The sequence below is a fragment of the Streptomyces sp. NPDC059582 genome, assembly GCF_042735715.1.
In the GTDB taxonomy this organism is placed as follows: domain Bacteria; phylum Actinomycetota; class Actinomycetes; order Streptomycetales; family Streptomycetaceae; genus Streptomyces.
Window position 1 is genome coordinate 351121 of the sequence record NZ_JBHWCC010000001.1, and the last position, 25124, is coordinate 376244.

Below are 25124 nucleotides of genomic sequence, written 5' to 3' on the forward strand. Positions count from 1 at the left end.
GCCGTCCTCCGTGATGCGATCAGCGCATGACCGACCTGCGGATACGGGCCGCCGCCCCCGACGACATCGACGCCGTGTTGGCCTTCTGGACGACGGCCGCCGAGGGCACGAGCATCAGCGACGACCGGGACGGCGTGGAACGGCTGGTGGCCCGCGACCCCGAGGCGCTGATCCTCGCCGAGCGGGACGGCGAGCTGGTCGGCACGGTGATCGCGGGCTTCGACGGCTGGCGCTGCCATCTGTACCGGCTCGCGGTGGATCCGCGGCGACGGCGGCAGGGCATCGGCTCGGCGCTGCTGGCCGCGGCCGACGAGCGGTTCGTGCGGCTCGGCGGCCGCCGAGCCGACGCGATGGTGCTGGCCCGGAACGAGACCGCGCACCATGCCTGGCGAGCGGCGGGGTACACGCCCCAGGAACAGTGGCGGCGCTGGGTGAAGCCACTCACCGACTGAACGCCTCCCCGGCCACAGAGGTTCCTTTGCCCATCCTTTACTATTGGGGGACCCTCCCGGTTCTCCGGTGAACCGGTTGTCCGACGACCTCGACGACGACCTCGACGAAAGGTGTGAGCGTCCGCCCATGGGCGAGCCTCCCAGTACGCGACATCGCGCGATCCTCCCTGCCCTGCCGGATCATGGGACGGAGGTGACCCGATGACCGAAGTGCTCCTCCTGCTGCTGGCGATCCTGCTCGCCGTCGCCTGTGGTGCCTTCGTCGCCGCCGAGTTCTCGCTCACCACGGTCGAGCGCGGCGAGCTGGAGCGGGCCGTGGAACGCGGCGAACGCGGCGCGGCGGGGGCCCTGAAGGCCGTGCGGAACTTGACCTTCCAGCTCTCCGGGGCGCAGCTCGGCATCACGGTCACCAACCTGGTGGTCGGCATGCTCGCCGAGCCGTCGGTCGCCAAACTGCTCGCGGGCCCGCTGAAGTCCCTCGGCGTCTCGGCCTCGGCCGCGAGCTCGGTCGCGCTGATCCTGGGCACGGCCATGTCCACGGTGGTCCTGATGGTCGTCGGCGAGCTGGTCCCCAAGAACTGGGCGATCTCCTCCCCGCTGGCCGTCGCCAGAACCGTGGGCAACGCGCAGCGCTGGTTCAGTGCCGCCTTCCGGCCCTTCATCACCCACCTGAACAACACGGCGAACCGCATCGTGCGCCGTTTCGGCATCGAGCCCGCCGAGGAGCTGGCCTCCGCGCGCGGCCCCCAGGAGCTCGCGGCCCTCGCCCGGCACTCCGCCCGGCAGGGCGCCCTGGAGGCGGACACCGCCGAGCTGTTCGTGCGCACCCTGAACCTCGCCGACCTGACCGCGGAGAACGTGATGACGCCCCGCGTCCAGGTCATCGCCCTCAACGTCCAGGCGACCTGCGAGGACATCGCGAACGCCACCCGGGCGACCGGCCTGTCCCGGTTCCCGGTGTACCGGACCAGCCTGGACGCGGTGGTCGGCATCGCGCACATCAAGGACGCGCTGTCCGTGCCGTCGGAGCGCCGGTCCCGGGTGCCCGTCTCCGAGATCATGCGCGAACCGCTGCTCGTACCTGAGTCGCTGACCGTCGACCGGCTCCTGGACCGGCTGGGCGGCAAGCGCACCATGGCCGTCGTGATCGACGAGTACGGCGGCACGGCGGGTGTGGTGACCCTGGAGGACATCGTCGAGGAGGTCGTCGGGGAGGTCCGCGACGAACACGATCCGCACGAGACCCCCGACCTGGCCCCGGCCGGCACCGACGCAGACGGCCGTGCCGTCTATTCGGCGGACGGCGCCGCCCGCACGGACCAGCTCGCGCGGGTGGGCCTGCGGGCGCCCGAGGGGCCGTACGAGACGCTGGCCGGTCTCGTCGCCGCGGAACTCGGCCGCATACCTGAGGTGGGTGACGGCGTCGAGGTGGCCGGCTGGCGCCTGGACGTGGTGGACGCGTCCGGACGGCGGGCCGCGCGCGTGCTGCTGCACGCGCCGCGCGACGCCGACAACGACGGGAAGGACTCGAAGGACGACAAGGACGACCAGGACGACGACGACAAGGAGGCGGACCGATGACCGTGCTGCAGTTGCTGATCGGTTTCGCGACTCTTGTCGTCAACGCCTTTTTCGTGGGAGCCGAGTTCGCGCTGATCTCCGTGCGCCGCAGCCAGATCGAGCCGTACGCCGAGCAGGGCGACCGGCGGGCCAAGAGCGTGCTGTGGGGCCTGGAGCACGTGTCCGCGCTGATGGCGGCCGCACAGCTCGGCATCACCCTGTGCACCCTGGTGCTCGGTGTGGTCGCCGAGCCCGCGATCGCGCATCTGCTGGAGCCGCTGTTCCACGCGCTCGGCGTGCCGATGGGCGCGGGACACGCCGTGTCCTTCGTGATCGCCCTGACCCTGGCGACGTACCTGCACATGCTGCTGGGCGAGATGGTGCCCAAGAACATCGCGCTGGCGGAGCCGGTGCGCAGCGCCCTGCTGCTCGGCCCTCCGCTGGTCACGCTGTCCCGGGCGCTGCGCCCGGTGATCTTCGCGATCAACGCCTTCGCGAACGCTCTGCTGAAGCTGATGCGGATCGAGACCAAGGACGAGGTGGGGGCGTCGTTCTCGGATGCCGAACTCGCCCAGATCGTCAAGGACGCCGGTGCGGCGGGCCTCATCGACGACCGCGCGCGGGAGCGCCTGAACGACGCCCTCGAGCTGGGCCGTCGGCCCGTACGCGACGTCGTCCTGCCGCTGGAGGGTGTCGTCTACGCGCGCGTGGGCGTCACCCCGGAGGAGCTGGAGGGGCTGGCGGCCGAGTCGGGGTTCTCCCGTTTCCCCGTCGTCGACGAGGGCCGCCGGATCGCCGGCTACCTGCATGTGAAGGACGCCCTGGACACCTCGCCGCGGGACATGCCGTTCCAGCTGCGGGACATCCGGCCCATCGCGCGTGTGCGGGAGAACACACCGCTGGACGACGTCCTCACCGCGATGCGCGGCAGCCGTACGCATCTGGCGGCCGTGATCGGCGCCGACGGCCGGCTGGCAGGCCTGGTGACCATGGAGGACGTGCTGCGGGAGCTGTTCGGACAACGGACCTGAGCCGACGCCGGTGGAGGGGCCCGCGCGGGGGTGCCGACGCCCGCGGAGAGGCTACGGAGGGACGCAGCCGGCGTCCGAGGAGAGGCCGACCGACCGGCGGGTATGGGTGCGGGATACCATCTCTGACGCCATGCAGACGAATCCCACACCCATGTACAGCAGCCTGGTCGCGGTCGGCGACTCCTTCACCGAGGGCATGTCGGACCGGCTGTCCGACGGCTCGTACCGAGGCTGGGCCGACCTCCTCGCGGCCCGGATGGCCGCCCGGACGCCCGGATTCCGGTACGCCAACCTCGCGGTGCGCGGCAAGCTCATCGGCCAGATCGTGGACGAGCAGGTGCCCGTCGCCGCCGCGATGGGAGCCGATGTCATCACCCTGGTCGGCGGCCTCAACGACACCCTGCGCCCCAAGTGCGACATGGGCCGGGTCCGGGGCCTGCTGACCGAGGCCGTCGAACAGCTCGCCCCGGCGTGCAAGCAGCTCGTGCTGATGCGCAGCCCCGGCCGGGAGGGTCCGGTCCTGGCGCGGTTCCGTCCGCGCATGGAAGAACTGTTCGACTGCGTCGACGAGCTCGCCGCGCGGCACGGCGCGGTCGTCGTCGACCTGTACGGGGCGCCCTCGCTCGGCGATCCGCGGCTGTGGGACGTGGACCGGCTGCACCTCACGGCCGAGGGTCACCGCCGGGTCGCGGAGGCGGTGTGGCAGCAACTGGGCCACGAACCCGAGGACGCCGAGTGGCGGACCCCGATACCGGCCACCGCCCCTCCGGGATGGATGGACCGACGGGTGGCGGACGTGCGCTTCACCCGGCAGTACCTGCTGCCGTGGATAGGCCGCCGTCTGACGGGCCGCTCCTCCGGCGACGGCCTCCCGGCGAAGCGCCCCGAGCTGCTGCCGTACGAGAACCCGGTGGCGTAGGCCCCATGAGCACCCGGGTGATCAACCTCAGGGGCCGTATCCACGACCTCGGCCCACGGCTGGAGGACGCCCCCGAGGACGTCGTCTACGTCGGCCGCCGCTGGACGCTGGGCGGCTGGAACCTGCCCCGGCACCCGCTGTGCAATCCGTTCGCGTACGACACCGCCACGAAGAAGCGGGACGGATCACGCGCCGAGGTGATGGCGATGTACCGGGCCTATCTGCTGGAACGCCCCGAGCTGCTGGACCGCGTGGTGGAACTGCACGGCAGGGCACTGGCCTGCTGGTGCGCGCCGGAACCCTGTCACGCGGACGTGCTCGCCGAGCTCGCCGACGCGCTCTCGTAGCTTCCGACGAACACCCCTGTGGCGCTGGCCTGCATGAATCGCCAGTACAATTCGTCCACGTGACTTCAGCGCCCGCCAAGCCCCGCATCCCGAACGTCCTCGCCGGACGCTACGCCTCCGCCGAGCTCGCCACGCTCTGGTCGCCCGAGCAGAAGGTGAAGCTGGAGCGTCAGCTCTGGCTCGCCGTGCTGCGGGCGCAGAAGGACCTCGGGATCGAGGTGCCGGACGAGGCGATCGCCGACTACGAGCGCGTGCTCGACACCGTCGACCTGGCCTCCGTCGCCGAGCGTGAGAAGGTCACGCGGCACGACGTGAAGGCCCGGATCGAGGAGTTCAACGACCTCGCCGGGCACGAGCACGTCCACAAGGGCATGACGTCCCGCGACCTCACGGAGAACGTGGAGCAGCTCCAGATCCGGCTCTCGCTGGAGCTGGTGCGCGACCGCACGGTGGCCGTCCTGGCCCGGCTGGGCAAGCTGGCGGGCGAGTACGGCGAGCTGGTCATGGCCGGCCGCTCGCACAACGTGGCCGCCCAGGCCACCACCCTCGGCAAGCGCTTCGCGACGGCCGCCGACGAGCTCCTCGTCGCGTACGGCCGGGTCGAGGAGCTGCTCGGCCGCTACCCGCTGCGCGGCATCAAGGGTCCGGTCGGCACCGCCCAGGACATGCTGGACCTGCTCGGCGGCGACTCGGCGAAGCTCGCCGAGCTGGAGGACCGGATCGCCGGGCACCTCGGCTTCTCGCAGGCCTTCACCTCGGTCGGCCAGGTCTACCCGCGCTCGCTGGACTACGAGGTCGTCACCGCGCTGGTGCAGCTGGCGGCCGCGCCTTCGTCGCTGGCGAAGACGATCCGGCTGATGGCCGGGCACGAGCTGGTGACCGAGGGCTTCAAGCCGGGCCAGGTCGGCTCGTCCGCGATGCCGCACAAGATGAACACCCGCTCCTGCGAGCGCGTCAACGGCCTGATGGTGATCCTGCGCGGCTACGCGTCGATGACCGGCGAGCTGGCGGGCGACCAGTGGAACGAGGGCGACGTGTCCTGCTCGGTGGTGCGCCGGGTCGCGCTGCCGGACGCGTTCTTCGCGCTGGACGGCCTGCTGGAGACGTTCCTGACGGTGCTGGACGAGTTCGGCGCGTTCCCGGCGGTCGTCGCGCGTGAACTGGACCGCTACCTGCCGTTCCTCGCCACCACCAAGGTGCTGATGGGCGCCGTGCGCGCCGGGGTCGGCCGGGAGGTCGCGCACGAGGCCATCAAGGAGAACGCGGTGGCTTCGGCGCTGGCGATGCGTGAGCAGGGCGCCGAGCGCAACGAACTCCTCGACAAGCTCGCCGCGGACGAGCGCATCCCGCTCGACCGCGCGCAGCTCGACGCGCTGATGGCGGACAAGCTGTCCTTCACGGGCGCGGCGGCCGCCCAGGTGAGCACCGTCGTGAGCCGTGTCGAGGAGATCGTGAAGCAGCGTCCGCAGGCCGCGGGCTACACGCCCGGAGCGATCCTCTGACCCGCTTCACCCAGGCGGAACTGGAGGCCGCCCGCGACCGCCTCGTACCGGATGTGGTCGCGGACGGCCTCGACGTGCTGTTCTGCGGGATCAATCCCGGGCTGATGACCGCGGCGACGGGCCACCACTTCGCCCGTCCCGGCAACCGCTTCTGGCCGGTGCTGCACCTGTCCGGGTTCACGCCGCGGCTGCTGCGGCCGGAGGAGCAGGGCGAGCTGCCGTCGTACGGGCTCGGCATCACGAACGTCGTGGCGCGGGCGACCGCGCGGGCCGACGAGCTGAGCGCCGAGGAGTACCGCGAGGGAGGCCGGCTGCTGGCCGCGAAGGTGGTGCGGTTGCGGCCGCGTCGGCTGGCGGTCGTGGGCGTCACCGCGTACCGGGCCGCGTTCGGCGACCGCAAGGCCCGGATCGGCCCGCAGGAGCGGACGATCGGGGACACGCGCGTGTGGGTGCTGCCCAATCCGAGCGGGCTCAACGCCCACTGGACGGCGGCGACCATGGCGGACGAGTTCGCCCGGCTGCGGGAGGCGGCGCGGAGCTGACCGGTCACGCCCTCGCCGTCGTCACGGCGTCACGGCGGGTCCACCTCCGTGACGACGGCGAGGAGTTGGAACGAAAGCTCCTTGTCCCACTGGGAGACGCCGAGGGCCAGCCAGCGTTCCGTCCCCGCCGGCCGCCACAGGTGCAGGTCCGGTACATGTCCGCTGAGCGCGGCCCACGGCTCGGGTATGTCCTCCTCACCCAGGGTGCGGTCGAGGACGCTCGCCAGGCTGACGCGGTGCGGTGGTCCCCAGCGGGCGGTCAGCCGCTCGGTGAGGCCGTCCCGGTCGTATTCGTACTGGGTGCCCGTCTCCTCGCGCCGCGTGCCGTCGTCCTCCCAGAAGTCGTCGCTGGTCTGCAACTCGGCTATGAGATAGCCGGGTCCGCCCGTGCCGACGTCCGTCCTGCCGTGCGCCGCGGGGAAGTCCCGGACGCACAGCAGGTCGATCGTGGCGAGGAACCGTGCGATGTCCATGGCTCCAGTAAAACCGCGACCACTGACAATTGGCGGGGCGTCAGGCCACTGTCGGCCGATATCAGGCGTCCTCGCGGCTCCGTCGCCACGCCCCCGCCAACAGGGCCGCCGCCGCCCACGCCCCGGTGACCGCGAGGCCCGTCCACGGCCCTCGGCCGCCGTCGCGGGGCTCGTGCCTCCTGGCGCTGGGCGGTGAACTCGGTCTCGGACGCGGCCAGATCGAGGTAGGCCTGCTCCAGCGTGGCTCCCTCCGTGGCGAGTTCGAGGCGCGGTACGCCGACCGCGGAGGCCGGCAGACCGATGTCGTCCACGCGGGCGTGGTCCACCGCCCAGTGCCCGTCGTCGTGCTCGACGGCGCCGTGGCCGTGCGCGGCCAGCACCTTCCTGAGCGCGTCGGCATCCGTGGTGCGGACGCGCACCCGGTCGGCGGTGGCCGACGGCACGCTGGTGCTGGAGGTCCGTGATCCGCTCGCGGCGGACCTGTCGGGGCCCGGCCGGGGCAGCGGTCTGCGCGGGACACGCGAGCTGGCGGCGCTGCTCCGGCGGCCGGGCGCGGACCGGCCCCGTCGAGCGCGATTGGCAGGTGCATGCAGAACTGCCGCTGCGTTGATCTACGCTGGCCGGATGCCGGTCACCGTTCTCCTCGTCGACGACGAACCCCTCGTACGCGCGGGTCTGCGGGCCGTGCTGGAGGTGCGGCCACGCGCGCGGTGCCGCGGACGGTGGCCGAGCCGCCGATGATCCTCGTGGTGACGACGTTCGAGAACGACGCGTACGTGTACGACGCGCTGCGCGCGGGTGCGGACGGATTCCTGCTGAAGCGGGCCCGGCCGGCCGAGATCGTGCACGCGGTGCGGATCGCCGAGGGCGGGTCGTTGCTGTTCCCGGCGTCGGTGCGGCAGCTCGCGGAAGAGTATGACACCGTCCGCGGCAACGGTGAGGCCCGGGGACTGTCCGACGCGGAGATCGCCACCCGGTCGACGGTTGGCGCCGAGACGGTGAAGTCGCACGTCAGCGCCGTCCTGGCCAAGCTGGGGGCGCGGGACCGGACGCAGGCGGTGATCGCCGCGCACGAGTCGGGATTCGTGGCGCCCAGCTGAACGGACAGATCCGGGGCGCCCGGAGCTCGCCGGGCACCCCGGCGCCGAGTACGATCCGGCCAACACGCGCACGAGCAGGGAGGACGGACGTTGGGGCGGCTGACCGGCGGGGATCCCTCGCTGCTGCGAAGGATCAATTCCGCGGTGGTGCTGCACGCGCTGCGTGCCACGGACTGCGCGACGCTGACGGAGATCACTCGGGTGACCGGGCTGTCCCGGCCGACGGTCGAGGGTGTCGTCGAGGATCTCATCGCCGCCGGCCTGGTCGTCGAGATGGCCGCCGAGGAGGGTGCGACGCGGCGTCAGGGACGCCCCGCGCGCCGGTTCCGGTTCCGCGCGGAGGCCGGTCACCTGCTGGGCCTGGAGATCGGCTCGCACCGGGTCGCCGCGCTGCTCGCCGACCTCGACGGCCGGGTGATCGGCGCCCAGGCCAAGGACGTCGAGGAGACGGCCCCCGCGGACGAGCGCCTTGAGCGGCTGCGCACGGCGGTCGCCGAGCTGCTGCGTCGGGCCGGGGTGCCACGCCACTCGCTGCGCGCGGTGGGGGTCGCGACGCCCGGGATCGTCGAGGCGGACGGCACCGTGCGGCTGGGCACCGCGCTGCCCGAGTGGACCGGGCTGCGCCTCGGCGAACGGCTGAGCCGTTCCTTCAAGTGTCCGGTGCTGGTCGAGAACGACGCCAACGCCGCGGCCGTCGCCGAGCACTGGAAGGGTTCCGCCACCGAGTCGGACGACGTGGTGTTCGTGCTGGCCGGGCTCAGCCCGGGGGCCGGTTCGCTGATCGGCGGACGGCTGCACCGGGGGTACGGCGGGGCTGCCGGTGAGATCGGCGCGCTGCACCTGCTGGGCCGGGAGGTCACCCCGGAGACGTTGTTGTCGACCACGGACGAGCCGCTGCATCCGCTGGACGAGCGGGCGGTCGCCAAGGTCTTCGCGCAGGCACGCGAGGGCGATCAGCGGGCGTTGGCGGCCGTCGACCGCTTCATCCAGCGGCTCCTGCACGACGTCGCCGCGCTCGCGCTGGCGCTCGATCCGGAACTGGTGGTCATCGGTGGCTGGGCGGCGGGTCTGGACGGGGTGCTGGAGCCGCTGCGGCGCGAGCTGGCCCGCTACTGTCTGCGGCCGCCGAAGGTGACGCTGTCCCTCCTCGGCGAGGCGGCCGTGGCGACGGGTGCGCTGCGGCTGGCCCTCGACCATGTGGAGGAGCAACTGTTCGCGGTGGACGGCACGGTGACGGCGCGCCGCTGACGGGCCGTCACCGCAGACTCAGGGCGCGGCTTCGGGTGCTGCCGGTGGAACGACTCGCGCCCCGGTGAAGTTCCGGGGCGCGAACGGCGGGTCGGTCAGGAGGCCCGCCGCTCCGGTCCGTGGTGTATCTCCACGCCGCCCGAGGCGCCGAAGGTGAGCCGGCAGGTGTCCGCGCGGTAGGTGGCCACCGAGAGCGCGGCGGTGGCGCCCTCGCTGAGGAAGCGTGTGGTGACGACGAGGACGGGAGCCCCGGGCAGCCGGTCGAGCTCCTTGGCGTCGTCCGCGCGAGCCGAGCCCAGCTCCACCGCGTTGTCCTGGCCGTCCAGTTCCCGACGCTGGAGCTCCCGCAGTACGGCACGCGCGCGGGCCGCGCCGGACGGGGCGTCGATGGCGGACAGGTCGGGCACCGAGGACCGCGGAATGTAGAGCAGCTCGGCGCCGACGGGCTGGCCGTGGCTCATCCGGGAGCGGCGCACCGTGTGCACGGCTTCGTCCCGGCCGGTCTCCAGGGCGTCGGCGACAGCCGCGGGCGGGATCAGCAGGGTGGAGTCCACGGGCTGCCAGGCGTCGTCGGCCGCGCCGGGCCAGGCGTGCTGCTCGGTGCCGACGGCCACGCCCACGCGCGGCGGGGCGACAGTCGTCCCCACGCCCCGGCGGCGTTGCAGACGGCCTTCCAGTTCGAGCTGTTCCAGGGCCTGCCGGAGCGTGGCGCGGGCGACTCCGAAGCGAGCCGCGAGATCGCGCTCGTTGGGCAGGATCTCGCCCACGGTGAACTCGGAGTCCAGTGCCTCACTGAGCACGGTCCTGAGGTGCCAGTACTTCGGTTCCGACACCGGTTCCAGCTGCGTGGTCCCCACCCTGTCCTCCGCAATCGCCGTGTTCCGGCGGCGTTTTAGCGCCCTTGTTTATTAAAGGTTGTTGCACTTATCTGCGACCATAAGGCGGCCCCCACCCTTGGTCAATACCAATCCTCGTTCCTGTGAGCGCCATACAGGCGCGTCCGGGCACGTCGCCGCAGAGCGTTCACGGAGCGTTCGCGTGGGGCCACATTCGTGACATCCGGCAAAACTCCGCGGCTCGGGGGAAGCCGGGACGCCGGGACCTACGGGACGACCGAGGGCTACCCGCTGGTAGCAATCGCTGACAAGCTGTCTACGACGTCCGTCGGCGAGTCCCAGACGAGGAGCACCCCCATGCCCGCCACCGTCTCCTTCGAGGTCCCATCCCCCCGGGGCCCGCAGCGCGTGACCGTCTCCTACGCGCGCGTGGGCAGCGGCGAACCGCTGCTCCTGCTGCACGGCATAGGTCACCACCGGCAGGCCTGGGACCCCGTGGTGGACATCCTGGCCACCGAACGGGACGTGATCGCCGTGGATCTGCCCGGCTTCGGCGCGTCCCCGGGACTGCCGGACGGCCTCTCCTACGACCTGGCCACGACGAGCAGAGTGTTCGGAGCCTTCTGCGCGGCACTGGAGCTGAACCGCCCCCATGTCGCGGGCAACTCCCTGGGGGGCCTGCTCGCCCTCGACCTGGCGCGCGAGAAGCTCGTACGGTCCGTCACGGCCCTTTCCCCCGCCGGATTCTGGTCGCAGACCGAGCGGCGCTACGCCTTCGGTGTCCTGATCGCCATGCGGCAGATCGCGCAGCGGATGCCGCTGCCGCTGGTCGAGCGGCTGGCCCGTACCGCCGCCGGCCGCACGGCCCTCACGAGTACGATCTACGCCCGCCCGGGCCGCCGTTCACCCGAGGCCGTGGTCGCCGAGACGCTCGCGCTGGTGCACGCCCCGGGCTTCGACGCCACCCTCCGCTCCGGGATCGACGTGCAGTTCACCGACGACGTCCCCGGGGTCCCGGTCACCGTGGCCTGGGGCACGAAGGACCGGCTGCTCGTGCGCCGGCAGGGGGTGCGCGCCAAGCAGATCATCCCGCGGGCCCGACTGGTGCGGCTGCCCGGCTGCGGGCACTGCCCGATGAACGACGACCCGGCGCTGGTCGCGCGCGTCATCCTCGACGGCAGCCGCTGACCCGCCCCCTGGGGGCGCCACGCGCCCGATCGCACCGTGGCCCGACGCCGACCAGGGAACTGCCCACGCGGCCTGGGCGGCGCCGCAGGAGCCGGTGCCGGCGAGCGTGGGCGCCGTAGCCGGTGCCGACAAGCGTGGGCGCCGTAGCCGGTGCCGGCGAGCGTGGGCGCCGTAGCCCGCCGGCGAGCGTGGGCGCCGTAGCCCGCCGGCGCCAACAAGGGTGGGCGCCGTAGCCGGTGCCGGCGAGCGGGGCGGTCCAGACGGCCGCGCCGGGGCCGCACCCGGGCCGGCCGCTCGTGCCCGACGCGCCGGTCGAGGAGACCGTGGAGCGCGAGCGGACCTCGGCCACCCGGCCCCCGGCCAGGCCGCCTTCGCCAACCTCCGCCCGGTTCCTGGAGCGGCGACCACGATCTTCGTCGACCGCGCCGCCGGGCGTACCGCCGGGATACGGCAGTTGGCGAAGGCGGCCACGGCCTGACCCCGAGGGCGACGCTCGACGGGTCCGTGGTCTGCGGCGTCATGTCGGCCGCGGTCTGCGGCGCGCCCCCGACCACGAGCGCCGCCGCCCCGAATCCCTTGCCCGGACGCCCAGTTGTTCACTTGTGGTTTGCGTGAGCGCTGCGGCGCACCAGTAGTTGTGGCATCGCACACCAGCCGGTTCCCGTCCCTGGAGGCACTGTCATGTCACACCGTCCGTTCCCCGGCCGCCGCAGCGTGCTGCGCGGCTCGCTGGCCGCGTCGGCGGCCCTGACCGTGCCCGCCGGACTCGGCGCCGCGCCGGCGTTCGCCCTGTCGGGACGCCCTCAGGCGGGCTGGGGCGTGCAGACGGGAGACGTGACGTCCGACTCCGGGCTGGTGTGGGTCCGTTCCGACCGGCCGGCCCGGATGATCGTCGAGACGTCCGCGACCGAGTCGTTCCGCAACCCGCGCAGATGGCACGGGCCGCTGCTCGGCGCGAACACCGACTTCACCGGCACCACCCGGCTGCACGGGCTGCCGGCGGGCGAGCAGATCCACTACCGCGTGCTGCTCGCCGACCCCGACGACCCGCGCCGCACCGGCGAGCCGGTGACCGGCACCTTCCGCACGGTGCCGGTCGGCCGACGGCACGGGGTGCGTTTCCTGTGGTCCGGGGACCTGGCGGGACAGGGCTGGGGCATCAACCCCTACATCGGCGGCTACCGCATCTACGACGCGATGGCCGGGCTCGATCCGGACTTCTTCCTGTGCAGCGGCGACAACATCTACGCCGACGGCCCCCTCTCGGCGACGCAGGCGCTGCCCGACGGCGGGACCTGGCGCAACATCACCACCGAGGAGAAGGCCAAGGTCGCCGAGACCCTGGCCGAGTTCCGGGGCAACTTCCGCTACAACCTCCTCGACGAGAACCTGCGGCGGTTCAACGCCCAGGTCCCGTCGGTCATCCAGTGGGACGACCACGAGGTGCGCAACAACTGGTACCCGGGCGAGATGATCGCGGACACGGACACCCGCTACACCGAGAAGAGCGTGGACGCGCTGGCGGCGCGCGCCCGGCGGGCGTTCGGCGAGTACTTCCCGATCTCGACGCTGCGGCCGGGCGCGCGGGAGGGCCGCGTCCACCGGGTCATGCGGCACGGCCCCCTGCTCGACGTGTTCGTGCTGGACATGCGGACGTACCGCAACGCCAACTCCCCCGACGACCAGACCGTGGACCCGCAGGGCATCCTCGGCCGTGAGCAGCTCGAATGGCTCAAGCAGGAGCTGTCGCGCTCGCGTGCGGTGTGGAAGGTCATCGCCGCCGACATGCCGCTCGGCCTGGTCGTGCCCGACACCACCGAGGGCAGGCCGAACATCGAGGCGGTGGCGCAGGGCGACCCGGGCGCCCCCTTGGGCCGTGAGCTGCAGATCGCCGAGTTGCTGCGGTACATCAAACACCGGCGGATCACCGGCACCGTGTGGCTGACGGCGGACGTGCACCACACCTCGGCCCAGCACTACCAGCCGTCGCGGGCGGCGTTCGCCGACTTCGAGCCGTTCTGGGAGTTCGTCTCGGGTCCGCTGAACGCCGGTGCCTTCCCGGCCAGCGCGCTGGACGGCACCTTCGGCCCCGAGCGGGTGTTCGTGAAGGCGCCGACCGCGTCGAACGTCTCGCCCGCCGGCGGCTACCAGTTCTTCGGCGAGGTCGACATCGACGGCGGCAGCGGGGAACTGACGGTCCGGCTGCGCGAGCAGGACGGCGGCGTGCTGTTCACCAAGGTCCTCCAGCCGGGACGCGTCGGGCAGTAGCTCCGCGGTCCCGTACCCTCGAACGTGTGACGCGCACCGGCGTCATCCCCCGGTGCGCGTCACATCGCGGCGGCCGCCAATTCGGCCGCCGCGACGCTGTCTTCGCAGGCCAGAGCCATTGTCAGTGGTCGCCTCTACGGTTTTTCCATGACGCGATCTTCGCAGGCCGTGGCCTATCGCCAACCCTCCGTGCTGGAAGCCGCCGCGGGCGGACAGCGCCTGGGGCTCGAGACGTCCGGGGGCGTGACGCCCGCCGGCGCCGAGGCCCATCCGCGCTTCTTCACCGGCTTCCTGACTTCTCCTCAGGTGGCGGCGGCCGGGCTGCTGGCGGTGGCCGACGTGGCGGCGGCACGCTACTACCAGCGGCAACTGCGTGCTTCGCTGGACCCGGTGGTGACCGGCAACGGCGACCGGTTGCGCTTCGAGTCCTTCTCCGGCTGCGGCGGGGTGTACGCGCGCCTGGACGTGCTGGACGGCGGCCTCGACGGCGGCGAGGTGGGACACGGCACGACGAACGTCGACGTCAACAACCCGCTGCGCGAGGCCCTGGCACGGATCGGCGGGGACGATCCGCTGCATCTGCGCGTCGGACCCGAGGAACTGGCCGTGACCACGCTGGACGGCCCGGTCGTGGAGAAGAAGGTGCCGCTTCCCGACCGGTGGCTGCGCGGCTTCGCCGAGGCCCAGGTCATCGCGGCCGGATTCGATCTGCGGGCCGAACTGCCCGCCGCCGAGGCGGTGCGGTTCCTGCGCACGCTGCCCCGCGGCACGGGCCGGAGCGGCTCGGGAGCCCCGCGCTGGGTGGTGCCCGCGGGCCACGGACTGCGGCCGACCACCCGGGCGGTGCCAGGCGCGGTGTGCCTGCCGGGCCCGGAGCGACTGGCCGCGTTGCAGCGGGTGCTGCGGCACGCGACGGCCCTGCGGGTCTATGGCCCCGTGCTCGGCGCCGCCGCTGCCACAGCCGCGGCGACGGCGAGCGCCTGGGAGGCCGTCCTGCCGGGCATGCGGCTCACCCTGACGCTGTCGCCGGACGTTTCGCGCGGGTTCTCCGGCGAGGGCGGCGTCCTGGACGCCCTCGCCACCGACGAGGCCGCCGAGGACGCCGAGCTCCTGTCGGTGCTCCTGTCCTGGGAACCCCGTGTCGATGTCGTCGACCTGGCCGCCACCTCGGGGCTCACGGTGGAGCGCGTCCGGGCGGCGCTGGTCCGCCTGGGCACGTCCGGCCGGGTCGGGTACGACACGGCGGAGGCGGCCTACTTCCACCGCGAACTGCCGTACGACGCCGAGCGCGTGGTGCGCCACAATCCGCGGCTGCGCTCGGCCCGGGCCCTGGTGGCGGCGGGTGGGGTGGTCCTGGACGGCGCGATCGGGACGGTGACGGCCGAGGACGGGCACGCGCACCGGGTGCGGGACGGGTCCGGGGTGCTCACCTGTAGCTGTCTGTGGTGGGCCAGGTACCGGGGCGGGCGTGGGCCGTGCAAGCACGCGCTGGCGGTGCGCATGGCGCGGCGGGGCGCCGCCGTGCGGGAGCAGGAGATCGGGACGCGAGTCGACGGGGGTGTGCGATGAGTTCGCTGATGGACGCGGTGCGGGCGGGTCGGACGGCCGACGTGGTGAGGCTGCTCGACGGGATGACGGACGCCGAACGGCGCGCGGTCCTGCCCGGGTTGAAGGCACTGCGCAAGGAGCTCAGGCCGGTTCGCTGGGAGCGGGAGGCGATGCGCGCCCACCCCGCCCTGCATCTGGCCGGGGCCGCCTGCGAGACCGGTGCGGCGGCCGTGACGAGCTGGATCGCGGGCGCCGACGTGAACTGGTCGTCCTCGCGACTGGCGCTGCTGCTGCACGTTCTGGGCGACCGCGACTCCACCTGGCTCGCCGAGGTGACCCGCCGGCTGGCGGAGCGCCCTGTGTCCTCGGGGGTTGCCTACGAGCTGATGGCGGGACTGGTCCGGTTGTCCGGCCGTCCCGTGCCGACCACGGACGCCTATGTACGGGGGTGGGTGGAGCACACCTCCTCCACCTGGCGTCACGGGGCCACGGTGCTCGACCAGTTGCGCGAGGATCCCCACCTGGCCAGGCTCACGGCCGCCCTCTTCGAGACGGACGACATCGGCGGTCCGCTGGAGTGGGGATCCGCCGAGGGACCCGACAACTGGGCCGACGCTCTCGCCCGGCTCACCGCCGAAGGCGCCCTCGACCGGACGGCGACCGTCGACGCGTGCGTGGCCCGGCTGCTGCGCGGCGGCACCGCCGCGGACCACCGGGCGTTCCTGCGGCTGCTCAAGGCCCTGGCGCTCACCCGCGACGAGGAGCGGGAGCGGACGGCGGACTGGCTGGCGCTGGCCTCGGACTCGGTCTCCGTGGTGGCCTCGCACGCCCAGTCGGTGCTGGGCGCCCTGGCCCTGGACGGCGGGCTGCCGCCGCGCCGGCTCGGCGAGATGTCCGCGGCCGTGCTGTTCCGCAGCGAGAAGAAGCTCATGCGGGCACAGCTCGTGTTGCTGGGGAAGGTGCTGCCGCGGGACCCGTCCGCGGCCGAGGAGCTGCTGCCGGTCGTCGCGCAAGCCTTCGGGCACGACGATCCGTACGTGCAGGAGCGAGCGTTGAGACTCGTGGAACGACACCTCGGGAAGGTCGACTCCGCGCAGGTGCGAGCCGGACTGGCGGAAGCGGCCGGGCAGTTGATCCCCGTCCTGCGCACCCGGGCGGTACGGACGCTGGGGGCCGCGTCCCGGGACGAGGCGCCGGTGGCGCATGTGGAGGTGCTGCCGCCCGTGCCGGAGCCGCTGCGGCTGGCACCCGCGCCCGGCTCGGCGATCGAACTCGCCACGGAACTGGGCGCCGTACTGGCGTCCGAGGGGGACGTGGCCTCGTTCGAGCGCGCGCTCGACGGCCTGGTCCGGCTCGCGTACAGCGACCGCGAGGGCCTGATGGAGGCCCTCGTCCCGGTGATGGCGCGGCGCTGGTGGAACCGTGCCCGGACCGACGCCGAGTACGTGTACCGGCCCGACGCGCACTACGGCGCGTCCTTCAAGGGGTTCCACGACGCCGAGGACGGCCTGGATCTGGTCCTGGCGACGCTGGCAGGTGAGGGGCCGGACACCAGGCTCCGCCTGGGCGTCTCGCGCGGCTCGACGGCTCGGTCCTGTGCGCACAGCGCGCTCGCCCGTGCCTTCGACGCCCGTCTGTGGGAGGTGGCGCATCGGATCAGCACGGACCCGCTGCCGTTCCTGCTGTCGACGCCGTCCTGGAGCACCGGCCTGCTGGAGCCGGACGAACTCGTGGAGCGTCTCGACTCCTATCGGCGTCTGGGTGCCGACGCCGGGGCGGCCGACTTCGCGCAGGCGCTGTTGCGGGTGCGTCGCACGGACCGTACGGCGGCCACGGCGGCCGCGATACGGGCGGCGGCGCTCGGCACGCCCGAAGGGACGCGCCTCGCCGCGTGGCTCACCTCCGAGGCACCCTCGATGCCGTCGCGACGCCGGCGCACCTCGGGCCCCCGCGTCCTGGTGGAGGCCGCCGAACTCCTCGAACTTCAGATGAAGTTCCCCGCCGAGTTCGCGCATCTGGGCCGCCCGGCGGGCGTGTTCGACGGCCACCGCTACTGCCCGCACTGGAACCACGAGCTGCGCCGGCACTGGCTGGCCGTGCTCCCGGAGCGGCGCGAATTGGTGGCGGTGCGGCTCCTGCGGGACCTGTCCGGGGTCGCGGTGGACGACGCCCGGGGCGCCGACGTCCTGCCGCTGCTCGCGGAGTCGGGCGGGGAGGCGGGGGACGCCGTGCATCTGTGCCTGGCGTACGGACTCGGCGCACGGCACGCGCAGGACCGGCTCGCCGCCGTGGACGCCCTGCTGGTGCTGGCGGCGCGCGCCGAGCTGGACGGGGCCCGGCTGGGCGCGGACCTCGGCGAGCTGGTGCGGAGCGGAGCCGTGAAGCCGCAGCGGTTGGCCGATTCCCTGCGGACGGCGGCGGCCACGGGGGCCAATGCCACCATCTGGGGACTGCTCGGCCACGCGCTGCCGCTCCTGCTCGCCGATCTGTCCGTCGACGGCGCGACCGGTCCGGCCCGGGGGCTCGGGGAGCTGCTGGCGGTGGCCGCGGAGTGTGCCGAGCGGTCCGGGGCGCGGGGCGATCTGCCGCATCTGGCGCAGGCGGCGGCCCGGCGCGGCTCCTCCCGGCTGGTGACGCAGGCCCGTCGGCTGCGCAGTGCGCTGACCGAGGGGGTGGCCGCCTGACGTAGTCCGGCGTGGTGCCTGCCTCGCCCGGACGGAGCGGCTGACCTGGAACGGTAGGCGGGCTTTCATGCGCCGCACCGGAACGATCAAAATAGCTGCAAAAGGTGCAGATCCAGTCTTTACCGCTCAGTCACAAACCGTTCGTGATCACGCAACACGGATCCTTCACAGTGGCTACATGAATCGAGACCTGTCTGATGTGACGCGTGCGAAACATGGTCGCCCCGTGCACCACTGGCGGAGGGACCTGGTGGAACTCGCCGCTCTCTTCACCGCCGTGGCGGTGGCCGACGCCGTGGCGAACCTGATCGGTCATGGCCCCGACGGTCCCGCCCTGCTGGTGATCTCGGCGGGAGCACTCGCCGCGACGGCGGGATTCCACACATGGTGGGCACGCCGCCACGGTCACGCGCCTCCCGAGACCGATACCGGTGCCCGGTCGCGCTCCGGTGAGCAGCAGGCCGGGCCGTCCGTCCCGTCGCCCGTCGCCGTTCCGGGCGCGGGCGGGGAGAGCTCCCTGTGGCGGATGCGGACGACCGTGAAGGACGAACCGGGTTCACTGGCGGCGCTGTGCATGGCACTGGCCGGCCGGCGGGTGGACATACTGAGCCTTCAGACGCATCCGCTGGGCGACGGCACGGTGGACGAGTTCCTGCTGCGGGCCCCCGGCGAGCTGGCCGCCGCCGAGATCACCCGTGCGGTGACGCAGGCGGGCGGCAGCGCCACCTGGATCGAGCGCGCCGACGCGCACGACTTGGTGGACGCCCCGACCCGGGTGCTCGGCCTCGCCACCCGCACCGCGCTGGACGCGGCGGAACTCCCGCTCGCACTGCGCCAGTTGCTGGGCCGGTGCACCATCCGTTCGCTGCCCGCGACGGCACCGGGCAAGGCGCGTGGGGCGGAGTCGGTACCGGTGGAGGGCGTCCTCGAGGACACCGTGATGCGGCTGCGGGCACCGGAAGGCGGAGTGATCACTGTGGAGCGGCCGTATCTGCCGTTCACACCGACCGAGTTCGCGCGGGCGCGGGCGCTGGTGGAACTGGACGCCCGGCTCGGTCCGCGCGTTCCGCTCAGCGAGGATGTGCTGACGCTGCCCGAGGGCAACGACATCACCGTACGCCGGGCCGACATCAGTGATGTGGCGGCCGCGAAGGACATGCACGAGCGGTGCTCGCCGCGGACCCTCTCGATGCGCTACCACGGGCCCGTCGGTGACGCGGACCGCTACCTGAACCACCTGCTCAGCCCCCGTTTCGGCCGGACCCTCGCGGTGCAGACCGCGTCCGGACGCATCGTCGGACTCGGCCATCTGCTGTGGGACGGCGACGAGACCGAGGTCGCGCTGCTCGTCGAGGACGAATGGCAGCGACGGGGTATCGGCGCCGAGCTCCTCGGCCGCCTGGTGGCGATGGCGGCCGAGGCGCGCTGCGAGAGCGTGTACGCGGTGACGCAGGCGTCGAACACCGGCATGGTCGCCGCGATGCGCGGCCTCGGACTGCCCCTCGACTACCAGATCGAGGAGGGCACCCTGGTGATCACGGCCCGGGTGAACGCGGCGCCGTCCACGGCACGGGCGTCCCACGAGGGGCAGCAGGAACGACAGCAGGAGCTGTACGGCGAGCGGATCGTGCGCGACTAGCGGTCCGTACACGAGCGCGCGTACCGCGGCGGCTCGCAACACGAGCCGCACAGGCGCCGTGCAGGTACCTCCGTACACACCTGGCAGGCGCCCGCACCGACTCGACCGAACGGCCCGGCGGACACGGACTCCGCCGGGCCGTTCGTCATGAGGACGGCCGGCACGACCGGGGCGGCCGATCAGGACGGCCAGGACGGCCAGGACGGCCAGGACGACGAGGACGACGAGAACCGGCACAGAAGGCGGCTCAGACGACCGAGGCCGTCCCCGGCTCCGCCGTGACGAGCCGGTCAGCCGTCGTCGCCCCGCCCAACGCCCGCTCCAGGTCGGCCCACAGGTCCTCGACGTCCTCCAGGCCCACCGAGAGCCTGAGCAGCCGGTCGCTCACGCCCGCCGCGTGCCGGTCCGTCGGGTCCACGATGCGGTGGCTGATGGACGCGGGGTGCTGGATGAGCGTGTCGACACTGCCCAGGCTGACGGCCGGAGTGATCAGGCGGACGCCGGCGATCACCTCGTGCGGGTCGCCGTGGACTTCGAAGGAGATCATCGCGCCGCCGATGCGCGGGTAGTGGACGCGGGCGACGCGCGGGTCGGCGGCGAGGCGGCGGACGAGTTCGGCCGCGTTCGCGGAGGCGGCCCGCACCCGTACCGGCAGGGTCGACAAGCCGCGCAGCAACAGATAGCCGGCCAGCGGATGCAGCACCCCGCCGGTGGCGAACCGGACCTGGCGCAACCGTCCGGCGAACTCCTCGTCGCAGGCCACGACACCCGCCATCACGTCACCGTGTCCGCCGAGGTACTTGGTCGCGCTGTGCAGCACCAGCCGGGCGCCCTGCTCGGCGGGACGCTGCAGGACGGGCGTGGCGAAGGTGTTGTCCGCGAGCAGCGGCACGGAGCCGCAGGCGTGGGCGACGGCTCGCAGGTCCACTTCGGCGAGCGTGGGGTTCGCCGGCGTCTCGACGACGACCAGGCCGGTGTCCGGGCGCAGGGCGTCCGCGATGCCGGCCGGGTCGGTCCAGGTCACCTCCGAGCCGAGCAGCCCTGCGGTCAGCAGGTGGTCGCTACAGCCGTACAGCGGACGCACCGCCACCACATGGCGCAGGCCCATCGACCCCCGGACCAGGAGCACGGCGCTCAGTGCGGCCATGCCGCTGGCGAACGCGACCGCGCTCTCGGTGCCCTCCAGCCGGGCCAGGGCCGTCTCGAAGCGGGCGACGGTGGGGTTGCCGAGGCGGGCGTAGACCGGCGGGCCCTCCGGTTCGGCGCCCGTCGTGGCGAAGGCGTCGATACGGGCGGCCTCGCCCCGGCTGTCGTAGGACGGGTAGGTGGTGGACAGGTCGATCGGCGGGGCGTGCAGGCCCTGGCGGGCGAGATCGTCCCGTCCGGCGTGCACGGCCTCGGTGGCCAGTGCCCTCGGCGGAATGCGTACGTCGTCGTTCGGCGCGAACGTGCTCCCTGAGTCCATGGACGGAAGGGTGAACACCGACCGGTGCGTCGTATTCGAACACCGTGCTACGTTCGGCCGATGGCTGAATCTGTCGCACTGGATCCGGTGGACCTTCATCTGCTGCGGCTGTTGCAGAACGACGCCCGGACGACGTTCCGCGATCTCGCCGCGCAGGTCGGGGTCGCACCGTCGACCTGTCTGGACCGCGTGACGCGGCTGCGCCGGGCGGGGGTGATCCTCGGCCATCAGCTGCGGGTGGATCCGGCGAAGCTGGGGCGCGGCCTGCAGGCGCTGCTGTCGGTGCAGGTCAGACCGCATCGGCGGGAGTTGGTGGGACCGTTCGTGGAGCGGATCCGGGCGCTGCCCGAGGCGCGGACCGTGTTCCACCTCACCGGACCCGACGACTATCTGGTCCATGTCGCGGTCGCGGACATGGCCGATCTGCAACGGCTGGTGCTGGACGAGTTCACGTCCCAGCGGGAAGTGGCCCGCGTGGAGACCCGGTTGATCTTCCAGCAGTGGGACTGCGGCCCCTTGCTCCCGCCCGGCCCGGCGGGCACACCCGCGGTGCCACCCGCGGGCACGCCGCCGGCGCCACCGGCGGCCGCGCCCGCCGCGCGATCTGCCGGCACGGCCGCGACGAAGCCGGCGGCCACGCCCGCGGGGAAAACGGCCTGACGCGGCACATCCACGTTGCAGGGCGGATCTTCGAATGTGGCACAGGGGCCGTCCTGATCACTGCGTGACAGGAGAGGTGCCGGACCGTACGTGCGGAGGCCGCGGGCCCGGGTGATGCGGTGGTGGCCGACGCGGAGTCCGTGCTGGTCACGGTGGTGCCGTGGGCCGGCATGCGTGTGCGTCCGGACGTGTCCGTGCCGGGGTCTTCGGTGTGGTCGAGGTCCCGGCGTCACTCGGTCCCCGAGTGTGCGGCTGCACGAAAGTGCCCAGGTCACCCGGTGACCTGGGCACTTCGGCCTCGTCACGCCGCGCGGGGCGACTCGGAATCCGTCACGCCTTGCGGCCGGAAGGAGCCTCGCCGACCTTGTCGGCCACACCCCGGTCGAGGACCGCGCTGATACCCGTCAGCTGACCTGCCTTGCCCGCCTTGCTGTCCTTGACCAGGTAGCTGCGTTCGCCGAGGTAGGTGTGGGTGGTCCTGTCGAAGATGTACTCCGTGCGTTCGTTGAGGGACTCGAAGGCCAGAGCCTCGCCGTGCCGGCCCGCGGCGTCGACGGCGCCGTGCACCACCTCCACGCCGGGGATCTTCCCGGCGGCCAGCCAGATGGCCGCCTCCACCTTCGGCGGGACGATGGCCTCGCCGACTGTTTCGCCGACCCAGTCGAAGGCCGCGGCGTCACGGCCGGGGGCCTGGCCCTCGGTGATGGCGTAGATCTTCTTGAGCAGGACGTCGGGGTCGGTGGGCAGCGCGGACACCTGGGCGTAGGGCGTGTTGCCGGCCCCCGCCGCCGTCGGCGCCTCTCCGTCTACGCTGACCTGGACACCGCTCCCGCCGAGGTTCACGTCCTCGCCGCCTTCACGGATGAGCCCGGAGCGTGTGGGGTCCTCCGGCAGCCAGACCTCGCGCTCGTGCACGGCGTCCATCCGGATCCGGCCGTCCATGGTGCGCTGCGCGACCTGGCGGCTGAAGCCGACCTGGCTCCTGACGTAGACGTACTGGTCGGGGCGGATCGTCAGGTGCCGATTGCCGCTGGTGGCGGCGGCGACCTGCTGCATCAGCTCGGTGGTGCCTTGGGCCGACGCGGGCAGTACCTTCACCACGGGCGCGATGGCGACGGACGGCGCCGAGGGGGAGGTCGAGCCGGTGACGTTCAGTACCACGGCGGTCGCCGCGGCGGCGACCGCCACCGGTATGGCCACCAGGCCCCAGCGGGGGCGACGGCGGGGCGCCGCGGCCACGGGAGCCGACTCGGTACGGGTGATCTCACGCATCAGGTGTTCCTCGAGGAGTGCCGAACGGGCGGAGGAGAGACCGTGCGTCGCGGAAGCCGGAAACTGATCCGCCATGGTCTGGCGTTCGGTCTCTTCACTCCGTTGCGGGAGGGCGTTCATCGGACTGTCTCCTGTATCGACCGGACCGCGTTGGCGCGGTCACCCCGTATCTGTTCTCGGACGGCGGGCGGTTCCCCGGGTTTTTTCTGCTTTCTCAGTTCCTCCTCGGTGAACGTGTGCAGCCGCTTGCGGGCGCGGGCCAGGCGGGAGCGGACCGTGCCCACGGGGATGCCGAGCGCCTCGGCGGCCTCGGCGTAGCCGAGGTCGGACCACACACAGAGCAGGAAGACGTCCCGGTCGCTCTTGCGCAGCCGCGCGACGGCGGCTTTGACGGCGGCGAGTCTGCGGCCGTCGTCGACGCGGTCGGCGACCGCGTCGGAGAAGTCGGGGACGATGTCGAGCGCCGGCATGCGCTCCATGGCTTCCTTGTGGCGGCGCGTGGCCCGGCCGCGGTTGCGCAGCACGTTCGTCGCGATGCCGTACACCCAGGGGCGCACGCTGTCGTCATTGGGTTCCAGCTTTTCCCGCAGCCGCCACACCTCGAGGAACGTCAGCGACACGATTTCCTCGGCCGCCGACCAGTCGCCGGTGGCACGCAGGGCATGGCGGTGGACCGCTTGGGCGAGCTCCTGGAACAGTTCCCGGAACGCTTCCGGGTCACCTGCCCGAAGCCTGGATCGTAGAGAGACCTTCACACAACTTCCTGTTCACAAAGCGCAGCCCGGTTCCCGTGAGCCCCGTCACACGCGGGGACGCGAGGAAAACCGCGGCGGGCAGGGCCGCCGTACGGCGTCCGGGTGGTCGGTGCGGTCAGGGGTCCGGCGCCTCAAGCCGGTGCGAGGCGAGGCGACGCCGTCGCATGTCCGCCCGTTCCGCACCGGTCCGCCGGCCCACCGGTGTCGGCGCCTCGGGAGCAAGCCAAGACTATGAATCCAAAGGGCCACAAAGGAGGTAATCCGCGTCACATTGGGCGCGCGGCGTCCGCTGTCCAGAAGATCGACCTCCGCCCCCACGCCCTGTCACAGCACAAGGGCCGGCACCGGCTCCGCGACCGCGCCCAGGTCCCACCTGGAGCGGCTTGAGGACGCACCGAGGTCAAACTCGGGGGGCCGTCCAACACCAAGATCCGCCGCACCAGACTCACCACCGACAAACCGGCCGCCCTCACATCCCTCGGGCTCGACGGGGTGACGAAACCGGCGTCGGGCCGGATGTCCGACTGCGAGTGCTGGGCCCCAACCACCTCCGCACCCTCACCACCCGAGACAACCTCGCTCGGTGGCAGGGCGAAGCGGGGGATGCCACCGGCGCCGCAACCGCGTACGCCGAACTCCCACGCACCCGCCGCACCCACGGTCTCCTCGCCAAGAAGGGCAGCACCCTGCGCAGGGTCGAGAAGCGTTGGACCAAGTGCAGTGACGCCTGGGACGGCGAGTGCCGCGTAATCTTCACCGACATCTCCCTGGCGGAGCAGGCAGTTCCCGGAGGGGTGAAGAAGTGGCGATACCGATCAGGTACGCGCGCGTGACCGGCGGTGTCGCCGTCCTCATCGCCGGTCTTTCCGGGTGCGCCGACACGGGAGCCTGCGCCGGGGTCGGCGTGGTGTCCCAGGTCGGCGTGTACGTCGTGCAGGACGGCTACGACGATCTCGCGGGCGCTTCCTGGGAGCTGTGCACGCGCGGCAAGTGCGTCAGGGGCGAGTTCGAGCAGGAGGCCGTCACGCAGGCGAACCTCGTGCTGCCGGACGACGTCGACCCCGATACCGACCCGGTCCGCTTCCGCGTCACCGGCGCCGGCGCAACCAAGCCCTTCATCGACGACTCCGTCGACGTGAAGCTCCTTCACCAGTCCGACAACTGTGGTGGCGGCGGATACTCCCGGGGGCTGGCCTACACCAAGGAAGCCGGCCTGCTGCCGAGCGTCCCGAAGGAGGTCTCGGCGGCCTGGCTCGAACAGCGCGAGTCCGAGGCCACCGCAGAGCCCGGCTCCTCGGCATCCTCATGATCCCGGGAATCCCGTGCCCAGCCCCTTCTGCAGTGAGCCGGGGCGCGGCAGGACAACGTCGGGGCCCCGTCCCACTTCGGCTTCCCAGTCCGAATCGGGCATCGCGCGACGCTGTAGGGCGTGAACGTCGGCCGAGCGTCATTGCCGTGTCAGCGCGGCCTTGTCGAGCGTCTGGTGAAAGATCCCTGTGTGGGCTGTCGTTCTTGCTGTAGCCGTTCGCCGGAGGCATGCCTCGGGCGTACGGGCGCGTGGTCGGAACCAGTGCAGACAGTGCGGGGAGCGTTCGGTGCCGACGGGCCGACGGGCCGACGGGCCGACGGTCCGAC

The 25124-nt window shown here is 72.6% G+C and carries 21 protein-coding genes and 3 pseudogenes; 18 read left to right on the plus strand and 6 right to left on the minus strand.

Annotation, left to right across the window (positions count from 1 at the left end; translation table 11 throughout):
• Positions 1–26: 26 nt before the first annotated feature.
• The 7 genes from ACFV0T_RS01540 to mug all read left to right on the plus strand — a co-directional run bounded on the left by ACFV0T_RS01540 (position 27) and on the right by mug (position 6353).
• The gene (locus tag ACFV0T_RS01540) at positions 27–452 is read left to right on the plus strand and encodes a GNAT family N-acetyltransferase (RefSeq protein WP_385773210.1); all 426 of its coding nucleotides are present in this window, start codon (positions 27–29) and stop codon (positions 450–452) included.
• A gap of 201 nt (positions 453–653) precedes the next feature.
• Positions 654–2033: a hemolysin family protein gene (locus tag ACFV0T_RS01545; protein ID WP_385773212.1), complete on the plus strand. Its 1380-nt coding sequence runs from the start codon at positions 654–656 to the stop codon at positions 2031–2033.
• The gene (locus ACFV0T_RS01550; RefSeq protein ID WP_385773213.1) at positions 2030–3043 is read left to right on the plus strand and encodes a hemolysin family protein; all 1014 of its coding nucleotides are present in this window, start codon (positions 2030–2032) and stop codon (positions 3041–3043) included. The genes ACFV0T_RS01545 and ACFV0T_RS01550 overlap by 4 nt, the downstream gene beginning before the upstream one ends.
• 130 nt (positions 3044–3173) lie before the next feature.
• Entirely contained in the window at positions 3174–3962 is a 789-nt protein-coding gene (locus ACFV0T_RS01555; protein ID WP_385773214.1) for an SGNH/GDSL hydrolase family protein, read from the plus strand.
• 5 nt (positions 3963–3967) lie between these two features.
• Positions 3968–4309 carry a DUF4326 domain-containing protein gene (locus tag ACFV0T_RS01560; protein WP_385773215.1) on the plus strand — a complete coding sequence of 114 codons (342 nt, stop codon included), beginning with the start codon at positions 3968–3970 and terminating at the stop codon, positions 4307–4309.
• Between the two features lie 59 nt (positions 4310–4368).
• A complete protein-coding gene (gene purB, locus ACFV0T_RS01565; protein ID WP_385773217.1) occupies positions 4369–5811 on the plus strand; it encodes an adenylosuccinate lyase in 1443 nt (480 codons plus the stop codon).
• The gene (gene mug, locus ACFV0T_RS01570) at positions 5808–6353 is read left to right on the plus strand and encodes a G/U mismatch-specific DNA glycosylase (RefSeq protein WP_385773419.1); all 546 of its coding nucleotides are present in this window, start codon (positions 5808–5810) and stop codon (positions 6351–6353) included. The genes purB and mug overlap by 4 nt, the downstream gene beginning before the upstream one ends.
• A 29-nt stretch (positions 6354–6382) precedes the next feature.
• Here mug and ACFV0T_RS01575 read toward each other — a convergent pair whose 3' ends face one another.
• Positions 6383–6826: a hypothetical protein gene (locus ACFV0T_RS01575; RefSeq protein WP_385773218.1), complete on the minus strand. Its 444-nt coding sequence runs from the start codon at positions 6824–6826 to the stop codon at positions 6383–6385.
• 173 nt (positions 6827–6999) lie between these two features.
• Positions 7000–7245 (minus strand): annotated as a pseudogene (locus ACFV0T_RS01580) (ABC transporter ATP-binding protein); the annotation flags it as partial.
• Between the two features lie 19 nt (positions 7246–7264).
• Here ACFV0T_RS01580 and ACFV0T_RS01585 point away from each other — a divergent pair.
• The 3 genes and pseudogenes from ACFV0T_RS01585 to ACFV0T_RS01595 form a co-directional block, all read left to right on the plus strand.
• Positions 7265–7436 (plus strand): annotated as a pseudogene (locus ACFV0T_RS01585) (two-component sensor histidine kinase); the annotation flags it as partial.
• 14 nt (positions 7437–7450) lie between these two features.
• A pseudogene (locus ACFV0T_RS01590) lies at positions 7451–7926 on the plus strand (response regulator transcription factor).
• 90 nt (positions 7927–8016) lie between these two features.
• A complete protein-coding gene (locus ACFV0T_RS01595) occupies positions 8017–9174 on the plus strand; it encodes an ROK family transcriptional regulator (RefSeq protein WP_385773220.1) in 1158 nt (385 codons plus the stop codon).
• A 95-nt stretch (positions 9175–9269) separates the two neighbouring features.
• Here ACFV0T_RS01595 and ACFV0T_RS01600 read toward each other — a convergent pair whose 3' ends face one another.
• The gene (locus ACFV0T_RS01600) at positions 9270–10031 is read right to left on the minus strand and encodes a GntR family transcriptional regulator (RefSeq protein ID WP_385773222.1); all 762 of its coding nucleotides are present in this window, start codon (positions 10029–10031) and stop codon (positions 9270–9272) included.
• A gap of 336 nt (positions 10032–10367) precedes the next feature.
• Between ACFV0T_RS01600 and ACFV0T_RS01605 the strand changes: the two genes are divergently transcribed.
• The 5 genes from ACFV0T_RS01605 (at position 10368) to ACFV0T_RS01625 (ending at position 19337) form a co-directional block, all read left to right on the plus strand.
• A complete protein-coding gene (locus tag ACFV0T_RS01605; protein ID WP_385773224.1) occupies positions 10368–11198 on the plus strand; it encodes an alpha/beta fold hydrolase in 831 nt (276 codons plus the stop codon).
• A gap of 681 nt (positions 11199–11879) precedes the next feature.
• Complete coding sequence (locus tag ACFV0T_RS01610; protein ID WP_385773226.1) at positions 11880–13466, plus strand: alkaline phosphatase D family protein; 1587 nt, start codon at positions 11880–11882, stop codon at positions 13464–13466.
• Between the two features lie 147 nt (positions 13467–13613).
• Positions 13614–15035: an SWIM zinc finger family protein gene (locus ACFV0T_RS01615; RefSeq protein ID WP_385773228.1), complete on the plus strand. Its 1422-nt coding sequence runs from the start codon at positions 13614–13616 to the stop codon at positions 15033–15035.
• The gene (locus ACFV0T_RS01620; RefSeq protein WP_385773230.1) at positions 15032–17698 is read left to right on the plus strand and encodes a DUF6493 family protein; all 2667 of its coding nucleotides are present in this window, start codon (positions 15032–15034) and stop codon (positions 17696–17698) included. The genes ACFV0T_RS01615 and ACFV0T_RS01620 overlap by 4 nt, the downstream gene beginning before the upstream one ends.
• Before the next feature lie 178 nt (positions 17699–17876).
• Positions 17877–19337 (plus strand): GNAT family N-acetyltransferase, encoded by a 1461-nt coding sequence (locus ACFV0T_RS01625; protein ID WP_385773232.1) that lies wholly within the window; start codon positions 17877–17879, stop codon positions 19335–19337.
• A gap of 247 nt (positions 19338–19584) precedes the next feature.
• Here ACFV0T_RS01625 and ACFV0T_RS01630 read toward each other — a convergent pair whose 3' ends face one another.
• A complete protein-coding gene (locus tag ACFV0T_RS01630) occupies positions 19585–20802 on the minus strand; it encodes a trans-sulfuration enzyme family protein (protein ID WP_385773234.1) in 1218 nt (405 codons plus the stop codon).
• 60 nt (positions 20803–20862) lie between these two features.
• Here ACFV0T_RS01630 and ACFV0T_RS01635 point away from each other — a divergent pair, with 60 nt between their 5' ends.
• The gene (locus tag ACFV0T_RS01635) at positions 20863–21462 is read left to right on the plus strand and encodes an Lrp/AsnC family transcriptional regulator (RefSeq protein WP_385773236.1); all 600 of its coding nucleotides are present in this window, start codon (positions 20863–20865) and stop codon (positions 21460–21462) included.
• A gap of 330 nt (positions 21463–21792) precedes the next feature.
• Here ACFV0T_RS01635 and ACFV0T_RS01640 read toward each other — a convergent pair whose 3' ends face one another.
• Both ACFV0T_RS01640 and ACFV0T_RS01645 read right to left on the minus strand, forming a co-directional pair.
• A complete protein-coding gene (locus tag ACFV0T_RS01640) occupies positions 21793–22854 on the minus strand; it encodes a CU044_5270 family protein (RefSeq protein ID WP_385773238.1) in 1062 nt (353 codons plus the stop codon).
• Positions 22851–23489 carry an RNA polymerase sigma factor gene (locus ACFV0T_RS01645; RefSeq protein ID WP_385773240.1) on the minus strand — a complete coding sequence of 213 codons (639 nt, stop codon included), beginning with the start codon at positions 23487–23489 and terminating at the stop codon, positions 22851–22853. The genes ACFV0T_RS01640 and ACFV0T_RS01645 overlap by 4 nt, the downstream gene beginning before the upstream one ends.
• A gap of 530 nt (positions 23490–24019) precedes the next feature.
• Between ACFV0T_RS01645 and ACFV0T_RS01650 the strand changes: the two genes are divergently transcribed.
• Positions 24020–24322 (plus strand): hypothetical protein, encoded by a 303-nt coding sequence (locus tag ACFV0T_RS01650; RefSeq protein WP_385773242.1) that lies wholly within the window; start codon positions 24020–24022, stop codon positions 24320–24322.
• A complete protein-coding gene (locus ACFV0T_RS01655) occupies positions 24292–24798 on the plus strand; it encodes a hypothetical protein (protein WP_385773244.1) in 507 nt (168 codons plus the stop codon). Before ACFV0T_RS01650 ends, ACFV0T_RS01655 begins: the two co-directional genes overlap by 31 nt.
• The last annotated feature ends 326 nt before the right edge of the window (positions 24799–25124 follow it).